At 66.7% G+C, this 3,595-nt stretch carries 3 protein-coding genes and 1 other RNA gene; 2 read left to right on the forward strand and 2 right to left on the reverse strand.

Features of this window, described 5'->3' with window-relative positions:
• Positions 1-1,065: DNA polymerase III subunit gamma/tau (gene dnaX / locus AC27IQ_RS20395; protein ID WP_487090581.1), on the reverse strand; the 1,065-nt coding region annotated here is incomplete at its 3' end.
• Between the two features lie 165 nt (positions 1,066-1,230).
• Here dnaX and ffs point away from each other — a divergent pair.
• Positions 1,231-1,327: signal recognition particle sRNA small type (gene ffs / locus AC27IQ_RS20400), an RNA gene on the forward strand.
• A 286-nt stretch (positions 1,328-1,613) separates the two neighbouring features.
• Positions 1,614-2,831, forward strand: a complete 1,218-nt coding sequence (locus tag AC27IQ_RS20405) for a GGDEF domain-containing protein (protein WP_487090582.1) — start codon at positions 1,614-1,616, stop codon at positions 2,829-2,831.
• Here the strand turns inward: AC27IQ_RS20405 and AC27IQ_RS20410 are convergent.
• A partial coding sequence (locus AC27IQ_RS20410) for a TIGR03862 family flavoprotein (RefSeq protein ID WP_487090583.1) occupies positions 2,832-3,595 on the reverse strand: 764 nt, incomplete at its 5' end. It lies immediately after the preceding gene.

A 3,595-nucleotide genomic window follows, 5' to 3' on the forward strand; every position in this document is an offset into this window, starting at 1 on the left:
CGCCGCGTATTCGTCCGGGGCCAGCCCCAGTTCGGCACGGCCGTGAAGGCAGATGCTGTAGAGCAATTGGGTTTCGTCCGCGGGCATCTGCGCGGCCAGACGGGCGATTTCCACGGCCTCGGGGTCGTTGGCATCCAGCGCCTGGGCCATGTTCGGCACGGCCTGCATGACGGCCATGCGCTGGAGCACCGCGCTCATCTCCTCCAGCGTTGAGGCGGCAGACAAGCCGTTCAGGCGCAGGGCATCGGAGGTTTCCACCACCGTGCGGCCATCGCCCTGGGCCAGGGCTTCGATCAGGCGGAACACGTACGACCGGTCCACGCTGCCCAGCATCTGGCGCACGCCCGCTTCCTGCAACTGGCCGCTGCCGAACGCGATGGCCTGGTCGGTGAGCGAAAGCGCATCGCGCATCGAGCCCCGCGCCGCACGCGACAGCAGGCGAAGCGCCTGGGGTTCGGCCGGCACGTTCTCCTGCGCCAGAACGCGCCCCAGGTGCTCGAGCACCGTCTCGGGCGCCATCGGGCGCAGGTTGAACTGCAGGCAGCGCGAGAGCACCGTGACCGGCACCTTCTGCGGATCGGTCGTGGCCAGCACGAACTTGAGGTATTCCGGCGGCTCTTCCAGCGTCTTCAGCATGGCGTTGAACGCCGTGTTGGTGAGCATGTGCACTTCGTCGATCATGAAGACCTTGAAGCGCCCCTGCACCGGCTTGTAGACCGCCTGCTCCAGCAGGCCCTGCACTTCGTCCACGCCGCGGTTGGAGGCGGCATCGAGCTCGGTGTAGTCCACGAAACGGCCGCTGTCGATGTCGGTGCAGGCCTGGCACACGCCGCAAGGGGTGGCCGTGATGCCCCCCTGCCCGTCCGGGCCCTGGCAATTGAGCGACTTGGCCAGAATGCGCGACACCGTGGTCTTGCCCACGCCGCGCGTGCCGGTGAAAAGATAGGCATGGTGCAGCCGCTGCTGCGTGAGCGCATTGGACAGCGCCTGCACCACATGCTCCTGGCCCACCATCTCCGAGAAGGTCTTGGGACGGTATTTGCGGGCGAGCACGAGGTAAGACATGGGGGGGATTCTATGTGGCCGGGCGCGCCCTCCCGGATCGCCAGGGTACCGATTCCACGCCGGGCCCCGGTGCGCCCCGCTGTCAGGCCACCATGGCCAACACCTGCACGGCGTGCAGGGTCGTCCCGGCCGGAACGGCCTGCTTTATCGCCTACAATCGGCGGTGACGGGCCTCCCCGCATGGTGAAGCAGCCAACCGGGTCAGGTGGGGAACCAAGCAGCCCTAACTGTAGAGTCAGTGCCGGGGGTAAGGCTCGTCAACTATCTTTCAGCCATCCCTGCCATGCCATCACGGCCCCTGGCGCAGGGCATGCGCCACCCCAGCGGTCCACGCACTTCAGGGCTCCCCCTCTTCTGCAGGGTTTTCCCCCTTCCAAAGCCTTCGTAGCATTCGCCACGGTCGATTCCGTGGCCGGCATTCGGACCGGTCCCGCTCTGGCAGCCATCACCCGCGCGTCTTTGCACGGCTCAAAAGCCACGGCCAACCTATCAAAATATTCACATTTAGCAATTTCAAGTTACTATTTGTTTCTTTTTGAGGAGCCCTTATGGCAGAAGGTCCAGCGCAAGGAACTGCCGCCCTGTGCGGCGCGGCGGGTGTGCCGTCCGCGGCCGAACCCGCGCGTGTTGCCAGTGCGAGCCCGTCAGCGATCGAGGAAAAGTCCACTCCCAAGCCACTGGACCAGTTCACGTTCGAAAAGATGCGGCGCGTCAACGGCTCCCTCCTTGCGTTCGGCTCCCTGGGCTGGCTGGCGGCTTGGTGGACGGCCGCGCCCACCTATCACTACGACAACATCCTGTTCGCCCTGCTGGCGATCGCCTTCTACTGCTGCATCATCGCATCGATGTTCGCCAGCACCCCTGGCAGGGTGGTGCTGGCCGCCCTGCCGGCCTGTGGCCTGCTGGCCCACGGGTTCTGGCTGCTGTCGGTGCCGAGTCCGGTCGGGGTCTACTTCTGCCTGGCCCTGGGGGTGGCCTTCACGCTGCTGATCGCCTTCATGTTCATCACGACATGGCAGTACCTGGCGTCCGTGGCCGTCATCTGGCTCGCGTTCGGGCACGGCGATTTCCAGCAGATGCGCTCCGCGCACGATCCGGTCTGGAGCATGCTGATCGTCACCCTGTCATCGCTGTGCGGGATGCTGCTGAACATGGCCCTCTTTCGCCTGCGGGAAGACAGCCACCGGCAGCAACTGGAATTGGAAACCCTGGCCTACCAGGATGCATTGACCGGCCTGGCCAACCGCCGCAGCCTGCTCAAGCACATGCAGTCGCTGCAGGACGCCGGGCACATCGAAGGCCTGTATTTCATGATGATCGACATCGATGACTTCAAATCGATCAACGACCAGTTCGGGCACGACCAGGGCGATGTGGTGTTGAAGGACGTCGCGTCGGCATTGAAGCGGCAGGCCGGCCGGCACCTGTGCGGCCGCCTGGGCGGCGAGGAGTTCGGCGTGGTGGTGGACGCCGCCACGTTGCCCGAGGCCTGTGAACTCGCCCAGGCGCTGGTCAACACCGTGAACACGTTGTACGCGGTGCCGGTGGACCACCCTGCCTTCCAGGGCCGCCGGCTGTCCATCAGCGCAGGCCTGACCCGCGGGGAGGCGGACTGCACCACCTCCGAACTGATCCGGCGCGCGGACCTGGGCCTTTACCGGGCCAAGCGCGAAGGCAAGAACCGTTTCTGCATGCACTTCGGCCCCGACGGCGAGGCGTCCCCGGCAGCGACGGCACAGCCTCAGCCCCAGCCTCAAAGCGCCTGATCAGGCCCGCTGCAGCCAGGCCTTCGCGCCTTCGGCAGCGGCCATGCCACTGGCCATGCAGGCCGTCATCAGGTAGCCGCCCGTGGGGGCCTCCCAGTCCAGCATTTCGCCCGCGCAGAAAACGCCGGGCAGGGCCGTCAGCATGAGACTGCCATCCATCGCCTCGAACGGCACCCCGCCCGCGGTGCTGATGGCTTCGTCCAGTGGTCGGGTCGCGCCCACGGTGATGGGCAGCGCCTTGATGGCCTGGGCCAGGGCGGCGGCGTCGTTCATGCCCTCCTTGCCCAGTTGCTCGTACAGAATGCCCATCTTGATGCCGTCCAGCCCCAGGCGGCTCTTGAGGTGGCTGCTGAGGCTGCGGGCACCGCGCGGATGGCGCACTTCCTTGAGCACGCGCTCGGGCGTGTGGTCGGGCAGCAGATCCAGGGTGAACGTGGCATGGCCATGCGCCTCGATCTCGTCGCGCAGCAGGCTGGAGACCGCGTAGATCAGGCTGCCCTCCACGCCGGTGGCCGTGGCCACGAACTCGCCCCGGCGGCTGAACGTGCGCCCCTGGTGGTCGGAGAAATGCAGCGCGACCGATTTGAAGGGCTGTCCGGCAAAGCGCTCGGTGAAATGCGGCGTCCAGCCGGCCGGATCGGGTGCCCGCCCCATTAGCTCGCGCAGGAATTCCCGCTGCGTCTCGCCTGCCGGGGCGCCACCGGCACGCACCGTGTCGAAGCCGCAGTTGGCCGGGCGCAGCGGGGCCACGGGCACGCCCTTTT

The sequence above is a fragment of the Acidovorax sp. KPB24-07 genome, from assembly GCF_057543315.1.

What these genes read in the sequence shown, in the direction of transcription:
- AC27IQ_RS20405 (WP_487090582.1), top strand. Translation starts at nt 1,614, where the DNA reads ATGGCAGAAGGTCCAGCGCAAGGAACTGCCGCCCTGTGCGGCGCGGCG.